This is a genomic window from Streptomyces sp. NPDC090798, assembly GCF_044768965.1.
Lineage (GTDB): Bacteria > Actinomycetota > Actinomycetes > Streptomycetales > Streptomycetaceae > Streptomyces.
In genome coordinates this window covers 58,451-77,239 of sequence record NZ_JBIVXA010000014.1, presented here as the reverse complement: position 1 = coordinate 77,239, position 18,789 = coordinate 58,451, and the positions used below count along the sequence as shown (strand labels likewise).

Annotated in this window: 21 protein-coding genes, 2 pseudogenes and 1 riboswitch; of the genes and pseudogenes, 11 read left to right on the top strand and 12 right to left on the bottom strand. The window is 70.8% G+C overall.

What is annotated here, in order from left to right; translation table 11 throughout:
- Position 1: 1 nt before the first annotated feature.
- Together ACIQTP_RS28475 and bioB are read right to left on the bottom strand one after the other, a co-directional pair.
- Positions 2-1,300: an adenosylmethionine--8-amino-7-oxononanoate transaminase gene (locus tag ACIQTP_RS28475; RefSeq protein ID WP_403404820.1), complete on the bottom strand. Its 1,299-nt coding sequence runs from the start codon at positions 1,298-1,300 to the stop codon at positions 2-4.
- Complete coding sequence (bioB, locus tag ACIQTP_RS28470) at positions 1,293-2,498, bottom strand: biotin synthase BioB (RefSeq protein WP_403404817.1); 1,206 nt, start codon at positions 2,496-2,498, stop codon at positions 1,293-1,295. The genes ACIQTP_RS28475 and bioB overlap by 8 nt, the downstream gene beginning before the upstream one ends.
- 186 nt (positions 2,499-2,684) lie before the next feature.
- Here bioB and ACIQTP_RS28465 point away from each other — a divergent pair, with 186 nt between their 5' ends.
- The gene (locus tag ACIQTP_RS28465; protein ID WP_403404814.1) at positions 2,685-3,845 is read left to right on the top strand and encodes an 8-amino-7-oxononanoate synthase; all 1,161 of its coding nucleotides are present in this window, start codon (positions 2,685-2,687) and stop codon (positions 3,843-3,845) included.
- Here the strand turns inward: ACIQTP_RS28465 and ACIQTP_RS28460 are convergent.
- A complete protein-coding gene (locus ACIQTP_RS28460; protein ID WP_101407852.1) occupies positions 3,802-4,026 on the bottom strand; it encodes a DUF397 domain-containing protein in 225 nt (74 codons plus the stop codon). The two genes, ACIQTP_RS28465 and ACIQTP_RS28460, sit on opposite strands and share 44 nt — an antisense overlap.
- A gap of 13 nt (positions 4,027-4,039) precedes the next feature.
- Positions 4,040-4,897 carry a helix-turn-helix domain-containing protein gene (locus ACIQTP_RS28455; RefSeq protein ID WP_403404811.1) on the bottom strand — a complete coding sequence of 286 codons (858 nt, stop codon included), beginning with the start codon at positions 4,895-4,897 and terminating at the stop codon, positions 4,040-4,042.
- A 212-nt stretch (positions 4,898-5,109) separates the two neighbouring features.
- Here ACIQTP_RS28455 and ACIQTP_RS28450 point away from each other — a divergent pair, with 212 nt between their 5' ends.
- Entirely contained in the window at positions 5,110-5,568 is a 459-nt protein-coding gene (locus tag ACIQTP_RS28450; RefSeq protein WP_385371059.1) for an ATP-binding protein, read from the top strand.
- Between the two features lie 236 nt (positions 5,569-5,804).
- Here the strand turns inward: ACIQTP_RS28450 and ACIQTP_RS28445 are convergent.
- The 5 genes and pseudogenes from ACIQTP_RS28445 to ACIQTP_RS28425 all read right to left on the bottom strand — a co-directional run.
- Positions 5,805-5,915 (bottom strand): annotated as a pseudogene (locus ACIQTP_RS28445) (LysR family transcriptional regulator); the annotation flags it as partial.
- Between the two features lie 275 nt (positions 5,916-6,190).
- Entirely contained in the window at positions 6,191-6,712 is a 522-nt protein-coding gene (locus tag ACIQTP_RS28440) for a DUF6328 family protein (protein WP_403404808.1), read from the bottom strand.
- Positions 6,713-6,799: 87 nt separating this feature from the next.
- Complete coding sequence (locus ACIQTP_RS28435) at positions 6,800-7,273, bottom strand: C40 family peptidase (protein ID WP_054228982.1); 474 nt, start codon at positions 7,271-7,273, stop codon at positions 6,800-6,802.
- A gap of 3 nt (positions 7,274-7,276) precedes the next feature.
- A riboswitch (cyclic di-AMP (ydaO/yuaA leader) is annotated at positions 7,277-7,462 on the bottom strand.
- Between the two features lie 347 nt (positions 7,463-7,809).
- Positions 7,810-8,115 carry a hypothetical protein gene (locus tag ACIQTP_RS28430; protein WP_054228981.1) on the bottom strand — a complete coding sequence of 102 codons (306 nt, stop codon included), beginning with the start codon at positions 8,113-8,115 and terminating at the stop codon, positions 7,810-7,812.
- A 7-nt stretch (positions 8,116-8,122) separates the two neighbouring features.
- The gene (locus ACIQTP_RS28425; RefSeq protein WP_402049261.1) at positions 8,123-8,779 is read right to left on the bottom strand and encodes an ATP-dependent Clp protease proteolytic subunit; all 657 of its coding nucleotides are present in this window, start codon (positions 8,777-8,779) and stop codon (positions 8,123-8,125) included.
- Positions 8,780-8,980: 201 nt separating this feature from the next.
- On the opposite strand from ACIQTP_RS28425, the gene ACIQTP_RS28420 reads away from it, so the two are divergent.
- The 8 genes from ACIQTP_RS28420 (at position 8,981) to ACIQTP_RS28385 (ending at position 15,816) form a co-directional block, all read left to right on the top strand.
- Positions 8,981-9,259 (top strand): type II toxin-antitoxin system Phd/YefM family antitoxin, encoded by a 279-nt coding sequence (locus tag ACIQTP_RS28420; RefSeq protein ID WP_402049258.1) that lies wholly within the window; start codon positions 8,981-8,983, stop codon positions 9,257-9,259.
- Positions 9,260-9,518: 259 nt separating this feature from the next.
- Positions 9,519-9,821, top strand: coding sequence for an urease subunit gamma (locus tag ACIQTP_RS28415; RefSeq protein ID WP_402049255.1), 303 nt, complete (start codon positions 9,519-9,521; stop codon positions 9,819-9,821).
- Positions 9,822-9,837: 16 nt separating this feature from the next.
- A complete protein-coding gene (locus ACIQTP_RS28410) occupies positions 9,838-10,149 on the top strand; it encodes an urease subunit beta (protein WP_403404802.1) in 312 nt (103 codons plus the stop codon).
- Complete coding sequence (locus ACIQTP_RS28405; RefSeq protein ID WP_403404799.1) at positions 10,142-11,863, top strand: urease subunit alpha; 1,722 nt, start codon at positions 10,142-10,144, stop codon at positions 11,861-11,863. The genes ACIQTP_RS28410 and ACIQTP_RS28405 overlap by 8 nt, the downstream gene beginning before the upstream one ends.
- The gene (locus ACIQTP_RS28400) at positions 11,863-12,537 is read left to right on the top strand and encodes an urease accessory protein UreF (protein WP_403404796.1); all 675 of its coding nucleotides are present in this window, start codon (positions 11,863-11,865) and stop codon (positions 12,535-12,537) included. The genes ACIQTP_RS28405 and ACIQTP_RS28400 overlap by 1 nt, the downstream gene beginning before the upstream one ends.
- A gap of 97 nt (positions 12,538-12,634) precedes the next feature.
- Positions 12,635-13,318: an urease accessory protein UreG gene (ureG, locus tag ACIQTP_RS28395; protein ID WP_403404793.1), complete on the top strand. Its 684-nt coding sequence runs from the start codon at positions 12,635-12,637 to the stop codon at positions 13,316-13,318.
- Positions 13,315-14,076, top strand: coding sequence for an urease accessory protein UreD (locus ACIQTP_RS28390; protein ID WP_403404790.1), 762 nt, complete (start codon positions 13,315-13,317; stop codon positions 14,074-14,076). The genes ureG and ACIQTP_RS28390 overlap by 4 nt, the downstream gene beginning before the upstream one ends.
- Positions 14,077-14,217: 141 nt before the next feature.
- Positions 14,218-15,816 (top strand): alpha/beta hydrolase, encoded by a 1,599-nt coding sequence (locus ACIQTP_RS28385; RefSeq protein ID WP_402049240.1) that lies wholly within the window; start codon positions 14,218-14,220, stop codon positions 15,814-15,816.
- Positions 15,817-15,877: 61 nt separating this feature from the next.
- Here the strand turns inward: ACIQTP_RS28385 and ACIQTP_RS28380 are convergent, their stop codons facing one another.
- Both ACIQTP_RS28380 and ACIQTP_RS28375 read right to left on the bottom strand, forming a co-directional pair.
- Positions 15,878-16,603, bottom strand: coding sequence for a lysophospholipid acyltransferase family protein (locus ACIQTP_RS28380; RefSeq protein WP_403404788.1), 726 nt, complete (start codon positions 16,601-16,603; stop codon positions 15,878-15,880).
- A gap of 113 nt (positions 16,604-16,716) precedes the next feature.
- Positions 16,717-17,235 carry a CGNR zinc finger domain-containing protein gene (locus tag ACIQTP_RS28375; RefSeq protein ID WP_403404785.1) on the bottom strand — a complete coding sequence of 173 codons (519 nt, stop codon included), beginning with the start codon at positions 17,233-17,235 and terminating at the stop codon, positions 16,717-16,719.
- A 26-nt stretch (positions 17,236-17,261) separates the two neighbouring features.
- Here ACIQTP_RS28375 and ACIQTP_RS28370 point away from each other — a divergent pair, with 26 nt between their 5' ends.
- Positions 17,262-17,777 carry a GNAT family N-acetyltransferase gene (locus ACIQTP_RS28370; RefSeq protein WP_403404782.1) on the top strand — a complete coding sequence of 172 codons (516 nt, stop codon included), beginning with the start codon at positions 17,262-17,264 and terminating at the stop codon, positions 17,775-17,777.
- A 119-nt stretch (positions 17,778-17,896) separates the two neighbouring features.
- On the opposite strand, the pseudogene ACIQTP_RS28365 reads toward ACIQTP_RS28370, so the two are convergent.
- Positions 17,897-18,676: pseudogene (locus tag ACIQTP_RS28365) on the bottom strand (hypothetical protein); the annotation flags it as partial.
- Between the last annotated feature and the right edge of the window lie 113 nt (positions 18,677-18,789).

Genomic DNA, 18,789 nt, shown 5'->3' with positions numbered 1-18,789 from the left:
GTCATCCCTCCCGCGCCGCCGCGCACACCGCGCGCGCGATCCGTGCCACGTCCGCGTCACCCGTGACGTACGGCGGCATCGTGTAGACGAGGTCGCGGAACGGGCGCAGCCACACGCCTTCGCGCACGGCCGCCGCCGTGGCCGCCTTCATGTCGACCTCGTGGTCGAGCTGGACGACGCCGATCGCGCCCAGGACACGTACGTCCCGGACACCCGGCAGCGAGGACGCCTCCGCAAGCCCGTCCCGCAGACCCGCCTCGATCCGCTTGACCTCGGTCTGCCAGTCCTGTCCGAGCAGCAGGTCGATCGAGGCGCAGGCCACCGCGGCAGCCAGCGGATTGCCCATGAAGGTCGGACCGTGAGCCAGCACCGGGACCTCACCGCGTGAGATGCCCTCGGCCACCCGCGCCGTGCAGAGCGTCGCCGCCATCGTCATATAGCCGCCGGTCAGCGCCTTGCCGACGCACATCACGTCCGGCGTGATGCCGGCGTGCTCCGCCGCGAAGAGAGCGCCCGTACGGCCGAAGCCGGTCGCGATCTCGTCGAGGACGAGAAGCACGTCGTGGGCGTCGCACGCCTCCCGCAGCACCCGCAGATACGCGGGGGAGTGGAACCGCATCCCGCCCGCGCCCTGTACCACCGGCTCCACGATCACCGCGGCGAGCTCGTCGGCGTGCCGCCCGATCAGCTCGCGCAGCCGGTCGGCGTACGACTCCTCGAACGCGACCGGCGGGGCGTCGGCGAACACCTGGCGCTGGAGCACGCCCTGCCACAGTTCGTGCATCCCGCCCTCGGGGTCGCACACCGACATCGGCTGCCAGGTGTCCCCGTGGTAGCCGCCGCGCCAGGTCAGCAGCCGCTGCTTGCCCGGTCGGCCGAGCGAGCGCCAGTGCTGGAGGCACATCTTCACGGCGACCTCGACCGACACCGAGCCGGAGTCGGCGAGGAAGACGTGCTCCAGGCCCTCGGGCGTGATGTCGACCAGGCGCTTCGCCAGCCGTACGGCGGGCTCGTGCGTGAGCCCGCCGAACATGACATGACTCATGCGCTCCAGCTGGTCGCGCGCCGCGTCGTTGAGGACCGGGTGGTTGTAGCCGTGGATGGCCGACCACCAGGACGACATGCCGTCGACCAGTTCGCCCGAGCCGTCCGCCAGCCGCAGGCGTACCCCGCTCGCCGACTCCACGACGAGCGGTTCCTGGCGGCCGGGCATGGGGCCGTACGGATGCCAGACATGCCGCCGGTCCAGCTCCAGCAGTTCGCGCACGGGCAGCGTGGACGGCTCGGACCGGTCAGGCATTGGGGGCGAGGTCCGTTCCGGCACCCCGGCGGCGTACGGCGACGAGATCCGTACGCGCTTCGGAGGGCTGCTCCTCCTTGGCCTTCACCTGCACGGAACCGCAGACGCCGCCGCCCTCGTGCGAGCCGCACCCGGCGTCCGCGTGCGAGCCGCACCCGGCCTCGGCGTGCGCACCGCAGCCCGCGCCCGCCGTCACGCGGTGCTCGGGCAGGGTCACCTCGCCCGCGCCCTCCACCTCGAACCCGGCGTCCGCGATCATCTCCAGGTCGGCCTTGCCCGCCTGGCCCTCGCTGGTGAGGTAGTCGCCGAGGAAGATCGAGTTGGCCAGGTTCAGGGCGAGCGGCTGCATCGTCCGCAGGTGGACCTCGCGGCCGCCCGCGATACGGACCTCCACGTCAGGGCAGACGAAACGGACCATGGCCAGGATGCGCAGGCACCGCTGCGGGGTGAGGTTCCACTCCTTGGCGAGCGGGGTGCCCTCGAAGGGGATCAGGAAGTTCACCGGAACGGAGTCAGGGTCGAGCGCGCGCAGCGCGTAGACGACGTCGACGAGGTCCTCGTCCGACTCGCCCATGCCCGCGATCAGACCCGAGCAGGCCGACAGGCCGGCCGCGTGCGCCTTCTGGACCGTGTCCACCCGGTCGGCGTACGTGTGCGTGGTCGTGATGTCCCCGTACGTCCCCTCGGACGTGTTCAGGTTGTGGTTGTAGGCGTCCGCTCCCGCCTCGCGCAACCGCTCGGCCTGGCCGTCGGAGAGCAGGCCGAGGCAGGCGCACACCTCGACGTTCTCGTTCTGGTCCTTGATCGCCTTGATGGTGTCGGAGACCCGGTCCACGTCACGGTCCGTCGGACCGCGGCCGCTGGCCACCAGGCAGACCCGCTTGGCGCCCCCGGCGAGCCCTGCCGCCGCGGCCTGCGAGGCCTGGTCCGGCTTGAGCCAGGTGTACTTGAGGATGTCGGCCTTGGAGCCGAGGCGCTGCGAGCAGTACGAGCAGTCCTCGGGGCACAGACCGGACTTCAGATTGACCAGATAGTTGAGTTTCACTCGACGGCCGAACCAGTGCCGGCGGACTTTTCCGGCCGCGGCCACCACGTCGAGCACGTCGTCGTCGGACGTGGCCAGCACGGCCAGCGCCTCGTCACGGGTCGGCAGCTCGCGCCGAAGCCCCTTGTCCACCAGCGTGTTCAGCAGGTCCATGAGATCCGATCCTGACGTATGTGAGCCGCTGCGGCCAAGGAGAGTTTGCACAACAGAGACGGTTCGACGTGTGGGTATTGCCACATCATGGGCGCCGCGTCGCCCCGCTAGGGTCTGTGCACTGCCTACAAAACGACCACCATCATGACCCCCTCACGACCACTCCCAGGGCCCGGAGGCACCAGCATGGCCGGATCGCCGTTCGCGTGGATCGACGAGCAGGCGTACCAGCGCCGGCAGGCCGGACTCGTCCGCACCCTGCGCCCCCGCGCCGCCGACTCACCCCTTCTCGATCTGGCGAGCAACGACTATCTCGGACTGGCGCGCCACCCCGAGATCACGGCGGCCGCCGCGGAGGCCGCGCGCCGGTGGGGCGCCGGCGCGACCGGCTCGCGGCTCGTCTCCGGCACGACCGAACTTCACGGGGAACTCGAACGCGAGCTCGCGGACTTCTGCGGCTTCGAGTCCGCGCTCGTCTTCTCCTCCGGCTACGCGGCCAACCTCGCCGCTGTGACCGCGCTCGCGCCGCACGGCTCGCTGGTCGTCTCGGACGCGGGCAACCACGCCTCCCTCATCGACGGCTGCCGGCTCGCCCGGGGTGCGACCCAGGTCGTGGCGCACGCCGACCCCGACGCCGTGCGCAAGGCGCTGGGCACACACGAGGGTCCCGCCGTCGCCGTGTCCGACACCGTCTTCTCGGTGGACGGCGACGCGGCCCCGCTGGCCGAACTCGCCACCGCCTGCCGCGAGCACGGCGCGGCGCTGCTCGTCGACGACGCGCACGGGCTGGGCGTCCTGGGCGACGGCGGCCGGGGCGCCCCGCAGGCCGAGGGGCTCGCGGGCGCCCCGGACGTGGTCGTGACCGCCACGCTCTCCAAGTCGTTCGGCAGCCAGGGCGGCGCCGTCCTCGGCCCCGCTCCGGTCATCGACCACCTGGTCAACGCGGCGCGTACCTTCATCTTCGACACCGGTCTCGCACCCGCGGCGGCGGGCGCGGCCCTCGCGGCGCTCAGGCTGCTGCGCCGTGAGCCGGAGCGCGCCGCCCAGGCCCGTGAAGTGGCGACGGCGCTGCACACCCGGCTGACCGCCGAGGGCCTGGAAGCCGTGCGACCGGACGCCGCCGTGGTCTCCGTGCGCGCGCCGTCCCCCGAACAGGCCGTGCGGTGGGCCGCCGACTGCCGGGAAGCGGGACTCGCCGTCGGTTGCTTCCGCCCCCCGTCCGTGCCGGACGGCATCTCACGGCTGCGGCTGACCGCCCGCGCGGACCTCACCGACGCGCAGATCGAGCACGCCGTCGGGGTGATCAGCTCAGTCCGGCGACAAAGCCCTCCCAACTGGCGGGAGTGAAGAGCAGGGCGGGGCCCGCCTTGTTCTTGGAATCGCGCACCGCGACCAGTCCGGCCCAGGGTCCTGGGCCGGGTCGGGCCGTCTCGACGCAGTTGTTCATTCCCGTACTGCGGCTGCTGCGCAGCCATCGCACCTCGCGGAGTGAAGTACTGGAACGTACGTACCGAGGCAGTGCAGTCATGGGGGGTGCCTCCTTACGCGCCGTCACCTATCCCGGCGATGTAGTCCAACGAGTCCTGGGGCGAAAGGGCGTGGAACTGAAGGGCGTTGAAGGCCTCGGTGTAGGCCTGAAGGTCTTCTTTCCGCTCGAGGTAGAGGCTACTCGTCAAGTGGTCGAGAACAACCACATCCAGATCAGTTGTGTTCGGAAATGAGAAGATAACGAAAGGCCCGGTGACGCCGATGTGGGCCCCCGCGGCGAACGGCAGGACCTGAAGCCGCACTTGAGGCAGGGTGGCCGCCTCCCGCAGCCGCTCCAGTTGCCGAGCCATCACCTCCGGGCCGCCGACCTCGCGTTTTAACACGGCCTCGTCCAGGACCGCGGTCAGTTCCAGCGGCGGACTCGAACGCAGGACGTCCTGCCGGGCGAGGCGCACCTCGACGAGCGCGTCGAGCTTGTCGTCCGCCAGGCCGCCGACGGCGACCCGGGTCACCTCCCGTGCGTACTCGGGTGTTTGGAGCAGTCCGGGTACCACCGAGGTCTCCAGCGTGCGCATACCGCTGGCCTGGGACTCCAGACTGATGAAGTCGCGGTACGTGGGCGGCAGGACCCCGCGGTAGGCGTGCCACCAGTGGTGGCGCCCGTTGCCCTCGGAGCCCGCGAGGCCGACAAGGAGCTCCCGTAACTCGGGGTCCCTGACGGCGTAGGCGTCCAACAGGCGCTCCACGTCGGCCGGTTTCACCCCACTGATACCGGTCTCGATCCGGCTCACCTTCGACTGGTGCCAGCCGACGAGACGGGCCGCCTCACCACTGGTGAGACCCACACCGGCGCGCAGCGCGCGCAGTTCGGCACCGAGCTTGCGGCGTCGCACCGCGGGACCGTGCTGCATGGCCGTACTCCTTACTCCTTCCGGGCCGCCCAAATACGCTCCGCCATCGCAGAGTTCACCGCATCGAGCGACAGATATATGCATATCTCGGTGGATCGCACCCGTGACCGGTCCAGTGATGGCAGTCTGGCGCGAAGCACCAGTCCGGGACCGTACTCGAACCATCCGCTCCGTGTCGGACTCCGGTCCCGTGGGAAAGGGACGACGTCGCCATGGCAGATCACCAGGAAGCATCCGTCACTCTGCCGAGCGATCCCGCCTCGGTCTGCGCGGCCCGGAATTTCGTCGCCGATGTGCTGGCCGAATGGGGCCTGCCGTGCGACGCCGAAGTCGCGGACACCGTACGCCTGATCGTGTCAGAACTAGCCACCAACGCCGTCCAGCACACATTCGGACAGTCGCCCACCTTCACGGTGGACGTCCGGCTCGACCGGGACGAACACCTGCGGATCGGCGTCACCGACAGCCATCCGCGCTTTCCGAAACGCCTGCCGGCCGCCGTCCAGCAGGACAACGGGCGCGGCATGGTGATCATCCGCTGGCTGACCGCCGAATGCGGCGGCAGACTGGTCGTCAGGCCCACCCGCGAGGGCGGCAAGACGGTCGCCATCGAGCTGCCCTGGACGGTGCCGGCCCAGCCGGTGACGGCCGGCGGCCCACAAGAGCCCTGAGGAGCGGCTCAGTTGTCGTGTCTGTGCTGCCCGGCGCCTCCGAAGGCGCCGCGCGGCAGTGCCCGGAAGCGGGAGGCGGGCACGAACTGACGGGCCTCGCGGCTCCCGTCGGCCGAACTGGCCGGACAGCCGCTGATCAGATGATGGCCAGGACGGCGGCGACTCCGGTTGCCGAAACCGTGAGCTCCGCGCCGTACGATCTCCGTCGTCCACCGGACCGGGAACCGGTCGGCACCGGCGGCAGGGGCCTCCCGCTCCCGCCTCGCCGGCCGCTGGAAGAGCGCGGGCGTGTAGCCGAGACGCTCGGTGGCCCGGGTGATCGAGCCCGCCTCGGCGACGGCGACCAGGGCCGAAGGCCTCGTCGGGGCAGCCTGGAGGCATCGGCACGCAGCTCATCGCCTTCACCGGGGTCGCCGTGGTGTGCACGGCCGTGCCGGCACTGTTGCGCACGCCGCGGTCGCTGGGCAGGGCCCGGGAGAGCGGGAGCGAGACCGAGCCGGTGGCGGCGGCCGGCGCGCACCCGCTGCGGCGGGGGTTCGTCACCCACGCGCTCACCCCGAAGGCGCCGATCACCTGGGCGGCTGCGCAGCCCGCGCCGCGGAGGCGGTCACGGGGAGCGCGCTCAGGGTTCTCGGTCCGGAGCTTCTTCCGGAGCCGTTGCCGCGCCGACGACGGCACGCTGCACGAGACGGGGCAGGAGGCCCCACAGCGTCCCACAGACGAGCAGCGTGCCCGCGCCCGAGGCGATCCCGGCGGCGCGTCCCAGCGCCACGTCCACGGCGAGCAGCACCGATCCCGTCAGCGCCAGCATGAGCACGCCCATCCCGATCGTGGCCAGGACGGAGGAGACCCGCACGATGGTCGGCTTCGCGCCCTGCCGGAACAGTGCCCTGTGCAGCGCGGCCGGCGCCATGAAGAGCGCGGCCGCCACCACGGCCAGCAGGAGCGTGGTGACGTACGTGGCGCGCTGCACCGTGTCGAGGGACGGGAAGCGCGGGGTGAACGCCAGTGTCAGCAGGAACGCGAAGAGGATCTGCACACCGGTCTGCGTGACGCGCAGCTCCTGGAGCAGTTCGCCGAAGTTGCGATCGGCACGCTCGAGGGGCGTCTCGTTCCGTTCCTCGGAGGGAGGTCGTTCAGCCATGCTGAACGAGTAACCGGTCCGTCCACTTTTCACGCCCCTGGGTGGGGTCCCGAGGGGGCGCCGGCCGGCGGCACCCCCTCGGGCAGGTCAGCTGACCCGGCCGTACCAGACGCTCTTCGTCCAGATCTTCTGCAGCTTCACGACCTCCCCGGTCTTCGGGGAGTGCCAGATCTTTCCCTTCCCGGCGTAGATGCCGACGTGGTACACGTTCCGGCCCGAGTGGAAGAACACCAGGTCTCCGGCCTTGCGGTGGGACGCGGAGATGTGGTGCGTCTTGTTGTACTGCGCCGCGGCCGTACGAGGCAGCGTCTTGCCCGCCTTCTTGTACGAGTAGAGCGTGAGCCCGGAGCAGTCGAAGCGGCGTGGCCCGGCGGCACCGTACTGGTACGGAGAGCCTTTCTTGGAAGCCGCGACCTGAAGTGCCTTCGTCGCCAGTGTGGCCGCTTCGGCGTCGGATGCGACGCCAGGAACCACAAGGCTGCCGCCCACGGCGGCCAAGGTGAGCGCCGAGGCCGTACCGGCCCGGGTCCACAGCGACGGGACACGATTGAGCGCAGTCATGCGCAACCCTTCGTCAGCCGCCTGTGAAGGATGACCTGTCGGATTCGGGCTGGCGAAGTAGCCCGGCCGCTTGCGCGGCTTCACCCCAAGGACCGCCCGGATCTCTCCGGCGACCCGTCTTGCTGGGTCCTCCACTCCTGCCGATGCACTTCTGTCGACCGGTCATCCAGGCAGCGGCAGGACTCGGCGTCCGCCCGGACCGCCCCGCCGCTGTGGCGGGGGCTTGTCGTCGGAAGGGATCTTCACGCATGGCAGTCCGAAAATCCGAGCGGAAGCGGCGATTTGTGGGGTTACTCACCACTCACCCGTTCGGGTGGACGACCCTCTGTTCGGGCGATGTTGGGGACACCGACGACGCTCGTACCTGCACCGGAGCGTCTCATTCCGCCTTTGCGCTACGCGCGTTGCGCAACTTTTCGGGTTCCTCGAAGGGACCTGTGACTACTCCATCAGGGGGTACTCCATCTGGTCCGTTTGAACCCCGGGCCGGACGCCTCGCCGACTCGGCACGCATGGCGGCCCGGGGTGTGGATGCGTCAGTTGTCGGCGTCGGGCGGCAGGGTGACGCGGGCCGCCCGCCGCTCACCGTCGAGGACGCGCAGGGCCTGCGCCAGCGTCGGCGCGTGCACCTCGCTCTCGCCGCGCTGGTGCATCAGCGCGAGGGCGTCCCGCAGCTCGGTGGCCTTGGCGACCAGCGCCTGGGCGGCGCGCAGCCCACGATAGGTGTCGCCGGGCCTGGCCGGGTTGATACGGCCGAGCAGGTCGACCACGTCGAGGTAACGGTCGATCAACTCGGCCTCGGCTCGCGTCAGCGCGGGCAGCGGGGGCAGTTCGGGCACCATCGGCGGATCACCTCGCGTCGGGTGTGGCGTTCCTCGCACCGGGCGCGGTGCGCGAGGTCTTGCGGCTGGGGATGATCCCGTCCACCAGTCCGTACGCCAACGCGGCCTGTGCGTCCAGGATCTTGTCCCGCTCGATGTCGGCGGCGACCTGTTCAGGACTCTGCCCCGTGTGCCGTACGAGCATGTCCTCCAGCAGCCTCCGAGTGCGCATCAACTCCTCGGCCTGGAGGGCCAGATCGCTCGCCTGTCCCTGTACCGGCCCGGGAAGTGACGGCTGGTGGATCAGCACCCGGGCCCCCGGCAGCGCGAACCGCTTGCCGGGCGCGCCGCCGGCCAGCAGTACGGCGGCGGCCGACGCGGCCTGCCCCAGACAGGTGGTCTCCACGTCGCAGCTGACGAACTGCATCGTGTCGTAGATCGCCGTCATCGCGCTGAACGAGCCGCCGGGGGAGTTGATGTACAGGGCGATGTCCTGGTCCGGCGCCAGGTATTCGAGGTGCATGAACTGCGCCATCACGTCGTTCGCCGAGATGTCGTCGATCGGCGTCCCGAGGAACACGATCCGCTCGTCGAGCAGCTTCGAGTACGGATCCAGGGTCCGGTGCCCCATGCTCGTCCGCTCGGTGAACTCGGGCAGGACATGACGGGCGGACGGTTCATTCATGGCACGCGCCTCCTCTGAGGGATTCTGTAAAAAATGTACAGGACGTACGGAACCCGGGAAGGTGGCTCGGCTGACAGCGAAACCCCTGTACGCCGCCGGTGGAGACGGTCGACCGATCGTGCGAACGGATCGTTTTCGGTGGAGCTGAACGAGATCGTCCGCTCTGCGGGGGTGCCGGGGGCCCGGTCTAAGCTGGTGGGCATGGCCTACGAGATTCCGGTGACGCAAGCCAGGGCTGAGCTCGCCGATCTGATCAACCGGGTGGTGTACGGAGGCGAGCGCGTCGTCGTGACGCGGCACGGCAAGCCCCTCGTCGCCCTGGTCTCCGCCGCCGACCTGGAGCGGCTCGAGGAACTCCCGGAGACCGCCGAGGAGCAGGTGGTCAGCTCCCTCTCCAGCGTCCGTGAGGTCGCGTCCGCCCCGCGGGAGCGCCAGCGCTTCGGCATCGCGGCCGAGCACCGGGGGCACGGCGCCTCGTAGGTCCCCGCGCGGCGGTGACGGCCGCGCCGGAGGGCAGGCGGCCATCGCGCCGTATACGGTCAGGCCCAGGGCCTCGTCCCGGGCGGCGGCCCCGGCGGCGGCCCAGGAACGTCCACGTCGGTCAGGAGTGGATCACAGCCGGGTTAACGTCCTTGAAACGACGGCCAACTAGCGTGCCCATCCATGCCACCAGGGGTTTTGGTGGCTGCGGCCACCGGACCCCGCACGGTCCGGAGCGAGGACTGTGAGGTGGGACGCCGTGCAACTGACCCCGCATGAGCAAGAGAGACTGCTGATCCATGTGGCCGCCGACGTGGCCGAGAAGCGACGGGCCCGCGGGCTGAAACTGAACCACCCCGAGGCGGTCGCCCTCATCACGTCACACATCCTCGAAGGCGCGCGCGACGGCCGTACGGTCGCCGAGCTGATGTCCTCCGGGCGCAAGATCCTCACCCGGGACGACGTCATGGGGGGCATCCCCGAGATGATCCACGACGTCCAGGTCGAGGCGACCTTCCCGGACGGCACCAAGCTCGTCACCGTCCACGACCCGATCGTCTGACGGGGGAGCGAGAGCCATGATTCCCGGAGAGATCCTGTTCGCCGACGGCACCGTCGCCTTCAACGAGGGCCGCGAGGTCACCCGGATGACCGTCCTCAACGCCGCCGACCGGCCCGTCCAGGTCGGCTCCCACTACCACTTCGCCGAGGCCAATCCCGGTCTGGACTTCGACCGCGCCGCCGCGCGCGGCAAGCGGCTCAACGTCGCAGCCGGCACCGCCGTGCGCTTCGAGCCCGGGATCCCCGTCGACGTCGAACTCGTTCCGCTCACCGGCGCCCGTGTCGTGCCCGGCCTGCGCGGGGAGACCGGAGGTGCCCTCGATGCCTGAGCTCTCGCGCGCCGCGTATGCCGACCTGTTCGGCCCCACCACCGGCGACCGCATCCGGCTCGCCGACACCGACCTGCTGATCGAGATCGAAGAGGATCGTTCCGGCGGCCCCGGGCTCGCCGGTGACGAGGCCGTCTTCGGCGGCGGCAAGGTCATCCGCGAATCCATGGGCCAGGCGCGCGCTACGCGCGCAGACGGCACTCCGGACACGGTCATCACGGGTGTCGTGATCGTCGACCACTGGGGGATCGTCAAGGCCGACGTCGGCATCCGCGACGGCCGGATCACCGGCATCGGCAAGGCCGGCAACCCCGACACCATGGACGGGGTCCACCCCGACCTCGTCATCGGCCCCGAGACCGAGATCATCGCGGGCAACGGACGGATCGTCACCGCGGGCGCCATCGACGCGCACGTCCACCTGATCTGTCCGCAGATCGCCGACGAGGCGCTCGCCTCCGGCATCACGACGCTGGTCGGCGGCGGCACCGGTCCCGCCGAGGGCTCGAAGGCGACGACGGTCACTCCCGGCCCCTGGCATCTCGCCCGGATGCTGGAGGCGATGGAGCAGTACCCGCTCAACTTCGGTCTGCTCGGCAAGGGCAACACCGTCTCGCGCGACGCGATGCTGTCGCAGATCCGGGGCGGGGCGCTCGGTCTCAAGCTGCACGAGGACTGGGGCTCCACGCCCGCCGTCATCGACGCCGCGCTGACCGTCGCCGACCGCACCGGCATCCAGGTCGCCATCCACACGGACACCCTGAACGAGGCCGGGTTCGTCGGCGACACGCTCGCCGCGATCGCCGGCCGCGGCATCCACGCCTACCACACCGAGGGCGCGGGCGGCGGGCACGCGCCGGACATCATGACCGTGGTCTCCGAGCCGTACGTACTGCCCAGCTCCACCAACCCGACCCGGCCGTACACCGTCAACACCGCCGAGGAACACCTCGACATGCTGATGGTCTGCCACCACCTCAACGCGGCCGTCCCGGAGGACCTGGCCTTCGCCGAGTCCCGCATCCGGCCCTCCACCATCGGGGCCGAGGACATCCTGCACGACCTGGGCGCCATCTCGATCATCTCCTCCGACGCCCAGGCGATGGGCCGGGTCGGCGAGGTCATCATGCGGACCTGGCAGACGGCCCATGTGATGAAGCGGCGGCGCGGCGCCCTCCCCGGTGACGGGCGCGCGGACAACCACCGCGTACGTCGCTATGTCGCCAAGTACACGATCAACCCGGCGCTCGCACAGGGCCTCGCCCGCGAGATCGGCTCCGTCGAGACCGGCAAGCTCGCCGACCTCGTGCTGTGGGAGCCCGCGTTCTTCGGGGTCAAGCCGCAGCTGGTCATCAAGGGCGGGCAGATCGCGTACGCGCAGATGGGCGACGCCAACGCGTCCATCCCGACACCGCAGCCGATCCTGCCCCGGCCGATGTTCGGGGCGATCGGACGGGCACCGGCCTCGAACTCGTTCAACTTCGTGGCGCCGCTCGCCATCGAGGACGGGCTGCCGGAGCGGCTCTCGCTGGGGAAGCGGTTCGTGGCGATCGAGTCGACGCGTGGGGTGACCAAGGCCGACATGCGGGAGAACGACGCCCGGCCGCGGGTGCGGGTCGATCCCGACAGCTTCGCCGTGCACATCGACGGGGAGCTGGTGGAGGCCACACCGGCCTCCGAACTGCCCATGGCCCAGCGTTACTTCCTCTTCTGATGTCCCGCGCGGCACTACTCGTGCTGGCCGACGGCCGCTTCCCCGCCGGAGGGCACGCCCACTCCGGCGGGGCCGAGGCGGCCGTCAAGGCCGGCCGGATCAGCGGGGCGGCGAGCCTGGAGGACTTCTGCCGGGGGCGACTGCGGACGGCGGGGCTGGTGTCGGCCGCCCTGGCCGCGGCGGCCGCGCTCGGGGTCGATCCGGCGCTGCTGGACTCGGCCGCGGACGCGCGTACGCCGTCGCCGGCTCTGCGGGTCGCCGCGCGGCGGCTCGGGCGGCAGTTGACGCGGGCGGCTCGGGCGACCTGGCCGTCCGGGGAACTCGACGCGCTGGCGCGGGCCTTTCCCAAGGGAGCGCATCAGCCGGTCGTACTGGGGCTGGCGGCGCGGGCCGCGGGGCTTGGTCCCGAAGACGCCGCGTACTGCTCCGCGTACGAGAGCGTCAGCGGTCCGGCGACCGCGACCGTGCGGTTGCTGAGCCTTGATCCGTTCGATGCCACGGGGGTGCTGGCCCGGCTCGCGCCGGAGCTGGACGTCGTGGCGCGTGCGGCGGCCGACGCGGCGCGGAACGTGGTCGACGGTGGGGTCGACGCGTTGCCGGCGGCATCGGCGCCGTTGTTGGAGATCAGCGCGGAGGCGCATGCCGCTTGGGCTGTACGGCTCTTCGCGTCGTAGGCGGATCGCCCCCGCCGCCCCTGCCCATTCCCCTCCCTGGGGGCTCCGCCCCCAGACCCCCGTATCGGCGTGAAAGACCACACCTCGGAGCCGCATCATGCATCTTGACCACGATCACTCCCACGACGGGGCCTCCGCCGTCAGTGCCGACGCTCGTCGGCCCGACGGCTCGCGGCGCGCTCTGCGCATCGGGCTCGGTGGGCCCGTCGGGTCCGGGAAGACGGCGACCGTCGCCGCGCTCTGCCGGGCGCTGCGGGAGGAGCTGTCGCTCGCGGTCGTCACGAACGACATCTACACGCGGGAGGACGCCGAGTTCCTGCTGCGGGAGGCCGTGCTGCCGCCGGAGCGGATCACCGCCGTGGAGACGGGGGCGTGCCCGCACACCGCGATCCGGGACGACATCTCCGCGAACCTCGAAGCGGTGGAGGACCTGGAGGACGAGGTGGGGCCCTTGGACCTCATCCTCGTCGAGTCCGGGGGTGACAACCTCACCGCGACGTTCTCCAAGGGGCTGGTGGACGCGCAGGTCTTCGTCATCGACGTGGCGGGCGGGGACGACATTCCGCGCAAGGGCGGCCCTGGTGTCACCACCGCCGATCTGCTCGTCGTCAACAAGACCGACCTCGCGCCGTACGTGGGGTCCGACCTGGGACGGATGGCCGCCGACGCCAAGGCGCAGCGGGCGGAGCTGCCCGTCGTCTTCCAGTCGCTGCGGACCGAGGCCGGGGTGACGGCCGTCGCCGACTGGGTGCGGGAACGACTGGCCGCGTGGACGGCATGACCACAGCGGGAGTGCGGGCCACCGCACGGATCGGGGCACGGGCGGACGGGCGTGGCGGCACCGCGCTGCCCGTGCTGGAGGGAGAGGGGCCGCTCGCGCTGCGGCGCACCCGGGCGAGCGGGGACGAGGCACGCGTCATGCTCGTCGGGGCGATGAGCGGGCCGCTCGGCGGTGACCGCTTCGCCGTGCGGGCGGAGGTGGGGGAGGGGGCCCGGCTGTACGTCGGATCGGCCGCCGCGACCATCGCCCTGCCGGGACAGGCCAAGGGCGAGGCCCGTTACGACGTGCGGCTCGACGTGTCCGGCGGGGGTGAACTGTACTGGCTGCCCGAGCAGTTGATCTCCGCCCAGGGGAGTGACCTGTACGTGTCCTCGCGCGTCGAGCTCCGGTCGGGCGCCCGGCTCGTCTTCCGGGAGGAGCAGGTGCTCGGGCGCGTCGGCGAGCAACCCGGACGGCTCACCAGTCGTCTTACCCTGCGGCTCGACGGACGGCCGCTGCTGGACCAGGAGCTGTCGTGCGGCCCCGGCGCACCCGGCGGCTGGGACGGTCCCGCGGTACTCGGAGGACATCGGGCACTGGGGCAACTCGTCGTCGTACGACCGGAGTTCGAGCATGAGCCGCCGCAGGCGCGGCTGTTGGGGGAGTGCGCGGCCCTCATGCCGCTCGCCGGGCCCGCGGCCCTGGTGAGCGCCCTGGCGCCGGACGCGCTGCGACTGCGGCGGGTACTGGACGAGGCCTTGCGCGCACTCGACCGATAAATCGACAAGTACTCTCCGCTCAACGGGACTTGGTGCCCCGGTTATCGGAATGGTAAAGAAGGCCGGTCACCCCTGTTCTCAGGGACCTCACAGCCGAAAGGATCCCCGTACCAATCGCAACGATGTACGGGGAGGTCCCACTTGAGGGCTAAGAGACCGACGAGACGCCTGACCGCGTTCGCTTCGGCCGGAGCACTCGTCACGGCGACCCTGATAGCCGGAGCCGTCGCGGCGCCGTCGGCCACCGCCGACTCGCGTCACGGTCAGGACCGCGAGGCCCGCGGCGCGGCGATCGCCGCCGCCCGAGCCGCGAAGGCCGGGATCAACTGGCAGGACTGCCCCGCGGACTGGGGCTTCGAGAAGCCGATCCAGTGCGGCTGGGTGTCCGTCCCGCTCGACTACGCCCACCCGTACGGCAAGCAGATCAAGCTCGCCGTCGACCGCATCGGGAACACCGGGACCAAGGCGGAGCGCCAGGGCGCGCTCGTCTACAACCCGGGCGGCCCCGGTGGTTCGGGCATGCGCTTCCCGCGCCGCGTCACCACCAAGGCCCCTCTGTGGGTGAACACCTCGAAGGCGTACGACTTCGTGGGCTTCGACCCGCGTGGTGTCGGCCACTCCGCCCCGATCTCCTGCATTGACCCTCAGGAGTTCGTGAAGGCGCCCAAGGCCGACCCGGTCCCGGGCTCCGAGGCCGACAAGCGCGCCCAGCGCAAGCTCGCCGCCGCGTACGCGGACGGCTGCGCCAAGCGCAGCGGCAAGGCGATGCTGGCGCAGATGACCACGCCCAACACCGCCCGCGACCTGGACGTCATCAGGGCCGGACTCGGTGAGAAGAAGCTCAACTACCTGGGCGTCTCCTACGGCACCTACCTCGGCGCCGTCTACGGCACCCTGTTCCCGGGCCACGTCCGCCGCATGGTCGTCGACAGTGTCGTCAACCCGGCGAAGGAGAACATCTGGTACCAGGCCAACCTGGAGCAGGACATCGCCTTCGAGGGCCGCTGGAAGGACTGGGAGGACTGGGTCGCCAAGAACGACACCGCCTTCCACCTCGGCGACACCCGCGCCAAGGTCCAGGACCAGTGGCTGAAGCTGCGGGCCACCGCGAAGAAGAGCCCGCTCGGTGGCGTCGTCGGCCCCGCCGAACTGATCTCCTTCTTCCAGAGCGCCCCTTACTACGACTCGTCGTGGGTGCCGGTCGCGACGGCGTTCAGCAAGTACGTCGCCGGTGACACCCAGGCGCTCGTCGACGCCGCCGCCCCCGACATGTCCGACACCGTGGGCAACATCGCCTCGGAGAACGGCAACGCCGTCTACACGGCCGTCGAGTGCGCCGACGCCAAGTGGCCCACCAGCTGGTCGAAGTGGGACAAGGACAACACGAAGCTCCACAAGAGCTACCCGTTCATGACGTGGGCCAACGCGTGGATGAACCTTCCCTGCGCGACCTGGCCGGTCAAGCAGCAGACCCCGGTGAACGTCAAGACCGGCAAGGGTCTGCCCGCCGTCCTGATCGTGCAGTCCACGCGTGACGCCGCCACCCCGTACCCCGGCGCCGTCGAACTGCACAAGCGCTTCAAGGGCTCCCGCCTGATCACCGAGAACGGTGCGGGCTCGCACGGTGTGACCGGCCTGGTCAACCCGTGCATCAACACCCGGGTTGACTCCTACTTGCTCACCGGCAAGACGGACGCGGCCGATGTGACGTGCACCCCGCACGCCACGCCGACCCCGTAACACCCCACGCACAGAGGGGCGGCCGGATCCCCGGCCGCCCCTTCTGTCTGCCGTGCTTCTCTCAACTCAAAGGCATCCGCGGGAACTTGCGAGCCTGTGCCGCGGCCTCGGCCGCCTCCTCCGCCTTGACGACGGCCGCGTACCGGTCGACGTACTCCTGCTCGGAGAGAGTGAGGATGGCGTACATGATCTCGTCGGTGACGGCGCGCAGGATGGCCTTCTCGTTCTCCATCCCGGCGTAGCGGGAGAAGTCGAGGGGCTTCCCGAAGCGGATCACCACGGGGTGCAGGCTCGGGATCTTCTGACCCGGCGGCTGTGCCTCGAAGGTGCCGATCATGGCGCAGGGGATGACCGGAACCCCGGCCTTCAGCGCCATGACCGCGACGCCGACCTTGCCCTTGTAGAGGCGCCCGTCGTGCGAACGCGTCCCCTCCGGGTAGATGCCGAGCAGTTCGTCCCTGCGCAGCACGCCCAGTCCCTCGCGGATCGCGGCCTGGCCCGCGTCCTTGCCGGAGCGGTCCACCGGGATCTGTCCGGCGCTGCGGAAGAAGGCGGCCGTCAGCCGTCCCTTGATACCGGGCCCCGTGAAGTACTCGGCCTTCGCCAGGAAGGTGATCCGCCGCTTCAGGATCGCGGGCATCAGGAAGTGGTCCGAGAACGAGAGGTGGTTGCCGGCCACGATGGCGGGGCCCGACGCCGGTATGTGCTCAAGGCCCTCGATCCGGGGCCGGAACACCAGCCTCAACAGTGGACCCAGAAGCACGTATTTGAGCACGTAGTAGAACACGGTGTCTCTCCATCTCTACCGGATCGGCTCTGGGGCCGCGTTCCTCCGGACTTGGTCATCTCTGAGGATGCTCTACCGGCCACGTGGGGGATAGGGGCCGCTCGTGACGCACGTCAAACGCCGCGTGCCCGGTGGCGGCGTACCGCGTCGCGGTTGGCACAGCGCGGGGAGCAGTACCGCTGCCGTCCGGTGCGGGAGGTGTCGGCGAAGATCGTGGTGCACTCGCTCACGGCGCAGCGTCTGAGGCGGTGCATGCCTCGTCCGGTCAGGTGCAGTGCGGTACCCACGGCGATGAGTGAGATCAGCACGGAGGCGAGTGTCTGCCGGTCGTCGCGGAAGTGCAGGTGCCAGCCACTGCCGGCGTGGTTGGTCATCCGCGGGTGGGCGGCGGCCGCCGCCAGCATCCGGTTGAGCAGTTCGGCGCGTTCGTGTTCGTCGGTGGCATCGACGACTTTCTCCCACGCCTCCAGCGCGTCCTGGGTGCGGTGGAGGTCCTGGGGGGTGGCCGGGTTCTCCAGCACCAGCCCGGCGGCGCGGCAGCGGTCCGCGAGCTCCTCGACGCCGGCCGGGCGTCGGTTGGCAAGATCGGCGGCCAGGTTCACAGCGTCCTCGCCGTAAGGGTTGAGGTGCATAAGACCATTACAGCAGTCTGGTCGGCATGGGACAACGCAATGAGAACGGGCCGGCCGTACGACAGGCCGTGGAGTACGACCTGGTGGAGCTCGTACGTCTGCGGGCCCTGCTGTTCGAGAACCTCGGCGGTCACTTCTTCCACCCCGCGGCGGCGGACGACGACTGGCTGGACGCCCTGGCCGTGGTGCTGAAGGAACAGCTGACCGCGGATGCCGTGCGCATTCTCGTGGTGGACGGCGACGGCGACGGCGACGGCGACGGCGACCGTGGCCTGGCCGCCTGTGGGATCGCCACCATCGAGCAGCGGTTGCCCGGCCCGCACCTGCGCAACGGCCGGATCGGGCATGTGATCGGCGTGGTCACCGACCCTGCGTACCGGCGGCGCGGCCACAGCCGCTCGATCATGCGGGGCCTGCTCGACTGGTTGAGGGAACGTGAGGTCGCCCGAGTGGACCTGTACGCCTCCGCCGAGGGCGAACCGCTGTACCGCGAACTCGGCTTCACCAACCACCCCGACCCCGCGCTGTACCGGCGGCCGTGAGCCACCGGGTCGACGGTGCGCACGACGTGCGGCGGCGGTCGACAGGCCGGGAAAGCGCCGGGCGTGCGCTCTCCCGGCCCGCCGTACGGGCTCAGGACGCGGACAGCTCCGTGCGGAGTCCGGGCCGCGGTGACCAGGTTCTCCAGCGAGGCGCGGGTCTCGGGCCAGGCGCGGGTCTTCAGGCCGCAGTCGGGGTTGACCCACAGTCGTTCGGCGGGGATGGCCTCAAGCCCCTTGCGCAGCAGGGCCGCCGCCTCGTCCGCTCCGGTTACGCGTGGGGAGTGGATGTCGTACACGCCGGGTCCGGCCTCGCGCGGGGAGCCGTGTTCGGCGAGTTCGCGGGCGACCTGCATGTGGGAGCGGGCGGCCTCCAGGCTGATGACGTCGGCGTCGAGGTCGTCGATGGCCTGGACGATATCGCCGAACTCGGCGTAGCACATGTGGGTGTGGATCTGGGTGTCCGGCCGTACGCCCGCGGCGGCCTTCAGCTCGGCGGGCGTACGGTCCTGGACCAGGGCCGGTTCGTCGAGCTGCACCCACTCGGCGCCGGCCGTGCGCAGGTCGGCGAGGACTTGGGCGTACACGGGCAGCAGCCGGTCGAGGAGCGTCAGCGGGTCGAAGTCCGCGGCGACGCCCGGCGCGGGCTTGGCGAGCAGGAGATAGGTGACGGGGACCACGAGGACGGGGCGGGCGTTGAGGGCGAGGGTGAGGGCCTGGCCCAACTCGGCGACCTGCTTGGTGAAATCGGCCGTGAAGACGGTGTCCGGGCCCAACTCGGGCACCAGATAGTGGTAGTTGGTGTCGAACCACTTCGTCATCTCCAGCGGCGCCGCGAGTCCTCGGTGACCTTGCCGGGGATGCCCTGGAGCGCGGCTTCGCGGCCGGGGCCCGCCAGGAATCCGCGTGGTTCCGGCAGAGCGGCGGGGGGGGGGGGGCCCCCGGGGGCGGGGGGGGGGCCCCCCCGCCGGGGGGGGGGGGGGGGGGGGGGCCCCCCCCCCCCCGGGCGGGCCCG